Origin of the sequence: Xanthomonas maliensis, from assembly GCF_009192945.1 — a bacterium.
In the GTDB taxonomy this organism is placed as follows: Bacteria; Pseudomonadota; Gammaproteobacteria; order Xanthomonadales; family Xanthomonadaceae; genus Xanthomonas; species Xanthomonas maliensis.
The window spans coordinates 1-2,915 of record NZ_NSET01000105.1 but is presented as its reverse complement, the minus strand read 5'-3'; the positions used below and the strand labels follow the sequence as shown (position 1 = coordinate 2,915).

The 2,915-nt window shown below is 57.5% G+C and carries 3 protein-coding genes; all 3 read left to right on the top strand.

The features are described from left to right. Window positions 1-392: 392 nt before the first annotated feature. The gene (locus CKY51_RS23015; protein ID WP_425509545.1) at window positions 393-920 is read left to right on the top strand and encodes a 2'-5' RNA ligase family protein; all 528 of its coding nucleotides are present in this window, start codon (window positions 393-395) and stop codon (window positions 918-920) included. A gap of 472 nt (window positions 921-1,392) precedes the next feature. Next, on the top strand, window positions 1,393-1,824 hold the full coding sequence (locus CKY51_RS22540) for a hypothetical protein (protein WP_170292367.1): 432 nt from the start codon (window positions 1,393-1,395) through the stop codon (window positions 1,822-1,824). A gap of 244 nt (window positions 1,825-2,068) precedes the next feature. After that, a complete protein-coding gene (locus tag CKY51_RS21840; RefSeq protein ID WP_152250007.1) occupies window positions 2,069-2,689 on the top strand; it encodes a YfgM family protein in 621 nt (206 codons plus the stop codon). Window positions 2,690-2,915: the final 226 nt, after the last annotated feature.

Genomic DNA, 2,915 nt, shown 5'->3' with positions numbered 1-2,915 from the left:
CTTCGCGGCGCGGCGTCATTCAGGTGTTAGGCAGTGGTCGAGCAAATCAGTTGGTTGGCCCGGCCTCGGGCGGCCAGCTTGCATGCAGGCGGTCGGCTCCGGGCGTCTCATCACCGTTGCTGGTTGCGGTAAGTTAGGTGCTTCGTCCTTGTCCGTCATTGCCGCGCTACGCTCGTTGCACTTGGCTTCGGTGGCAGCACGCATCGGTGCGCCGCTGGGCAAGCTCCATCCCGCAAGCTGTGGCACACTCGGTCCAGGCGGCAGTGCTGGGGAGCAGGGTTGCATCATCCAACCTTCGTGGCCACTCACTGCCTAACAACGCATCCAAGCCGAAGTTGGTCCGCAACTCGACTTAATTCAGACGTTAGGCCACACAAATCGACGCCGCGCCCGTGTCCAACGCTCCGAACAGCCGAAGGCAACTCACCCTTTTCGTCCAGGAGCCGGGAAAGTCGCGCTTGGACGCGCTGAGGTCAAGCTTGGATCCGGTTCAAGCTTCCCTCATCTCGGCTCACGTTACTCTCTGCCGGGAAGACGAGATTGAAAAGCTTGATCCAGCGGCAGTCTTCAGCAAGGTTGAGTCCTGGGCGCAAGGCGCACTCCGCTTAGCATTCGGTGTCCCGCGCGCCTTCAATGGTCACGGTGTTCTGCTTCCGTGCGTGCACGGCTCAGATGAGTTTCACCGCCTTAGACAATGGCTGCTTGAGGACCAGGGCACTCGAGAGCATGCCGCACATCTAACCCTGGCACATCCAAGAAACCCCAAGGCTCAAGGCAACACGGCAATCGCACTTGCGGGCCTACCAAGCGCACTCGAGTTCCCGTTCCCCGTCGTTTCTCTCATCGAGCAGCACGGCTCGGCACCGTGGCGCGTACTGCAGGAGGCCAATCTGGGTGGCACCGCGCATGGCGTGGCCTAACCCTTCGCTCAACCGGAACCAGTACGGCAGGGACCTTGGCCCGGTTGGTGGTGCACGGTACATTTTCGCCAACCGGACCAAGGCGCCCTGCCGTAGCAGGCCGGTTAGCTCGAACGTTAGGCGATGGTGGAGCAAATCAGTTGGTGGGCCTGGCTTCGATCGGTTGGCTGGCATGCCGGCGGTCGGCTCCGGAGAGCAGTCATCACCGTTGTCGGGCGCGGTAAGTTCGGTGCTTCGCCCCTATCCATCATTGCCGCGCTACGCTCGTTTCACTCGGCTTCGGTAGTAGCCCGCACCAGTGCATGTCTGGGCAAGCTCCATCCCGCAGGCTGTGGCACACTCTGTCCAGGCGGCAGTGCTGGGTAGCAGGGTTGCACCCCAACCTTTGCGGTCACTCACTGCCCAACACCTCATTCAAGCCGAAGTTGCTTCACAACTCGGCTTAATTCAAGCGTTAGGCGCAACGCAAGACATGACACTTCACCCAGACTATCCGACCCTCAGTGGCAGCTATCAGATGACCGACGAGTGGCTCGTCGAGCTACCCATGGAGTTTAATCGTCGGGTCGAGGACGGAAACTTGGTGCTGTGGAGGCCTGGCTTGACGTTCTGGATAGCGATCTGGAGTAGCAGCGGAGATGTACAAAGCGATCGAATCTCAAAGATCCTTGAACGTGCAGATCCTGCCCGAACAGATCAGCAGATAACAAAGGATGGGGACATCACGCGGCTCACCTATGAACTGACCGAGTCAGACCCGGAAAGGCATCAAAGTGTCTACGGCTCTATATCGGGTCACGTTCTATCGCGCCTGGAGAGCGTCCAGATCTCCGCTTACTTCGACACACCGGAAGCTCGCGACCTTGGTTATCGGGTTATCCACTCCGTGCGCAATGTCGCCTAACCATTCCATTGAGGGGACAGCCCACCGGCTTCGCCGGTTGTCTGCCCCTCATGTCAAAGGTTAGGCGATGGTGGAGCAAATCGGTCTGTAGGCACGGCTTCGATCGGTTCGCCGGCATGCAAGCTGCACCCCTCAAGCTGTGGCACACTTGGTCCAGGCGGCAGTGCTGGGGAGCAGGGTTGCACCATCCAGCCTTTGCGGCCACTCACTGCCTAACAACTCATTCAAGTGCTAGGCACTGCACATGGCGAGAGACGACTGGTACCGTAATACGGACTGGAATGACGCGATCTCTTCTACCTTCTTCGAGAAACTGAAGCGTGCAAGAAATAAGAGCCAGTACCTCCGCATACAAGCTTGCACGCTCGCAAAGGGTCACCCAGAAGTTGCGCTTGACTTGCTGGACAGATACTTTGCACTTGGCGAGAACTTCGACATGGCCCAGGCGTATGTTGATCGAGCAACCGCTTACTTGGCGCTCGGTGATCTTGAGTCTGCCATAGCAGCTTATGAAATGGCTGTGGCACGTGAGCGTGTCTTTCCCAACCTACGGACAGGCGCATCACTAGACCTGCCGTACCTGATCGCCATGAATGGGATTTCGGATAGGTATGAGCATGCATTTTCAATGCTCAGCGGCCCAACAGACGGTCTGATGTTTCCGGTAGACCGTTTCAAACATCACGCAGCACGCGCAATGATCTTACGTTCGTCGGACAGGAATGCTGCCGCAGCTGAGGCGCGTCTGGCTCTCGAGTCAGCCGCTTTGGATCACTCCGGGTTCCGCTATCACCCAAAACTTGGTCTCGTTTCAGAAAAACACGCAACTGCATTGTCCAAGCTACGCGACTTGTGCAATGCCTAACAATTCGTTCAAGCCGAGTCCGCTTCGCGAGTCGGCTCAATTTAGGCGCTAGGGCGCAGCCATGAAGAATTTAGCAGTTTTAACGATGGTGATTTGCACATCACTGACAGCCTGCGCCTCAGGATCCGCCAAAGATTCAGCCTATGGTGGTGAATACTTTTACAACTTCGAGAACGCCATTTTCACTCCTGACGGCAAAGAGGAAGTTTGGTGCCTCAACGGCATA

What these genes read in the sequence shown, in the direction of transcription:
- CKY51_RS22540 (WP_170292367.1), top strand. Translation starts at nt 1,393, where the DNA reads ATGACACTTCACCCAGACTATCCGACCCTCAGTGGCAGCTATCAGATG.
- CKY51_RS21840 (WP_152250007.1), top strand. Translation starts at nt 2,069, where the DNA reads ATGGCGAGAGACGACTGGTACCGTAATACGGACTGGAATGACGCGATC.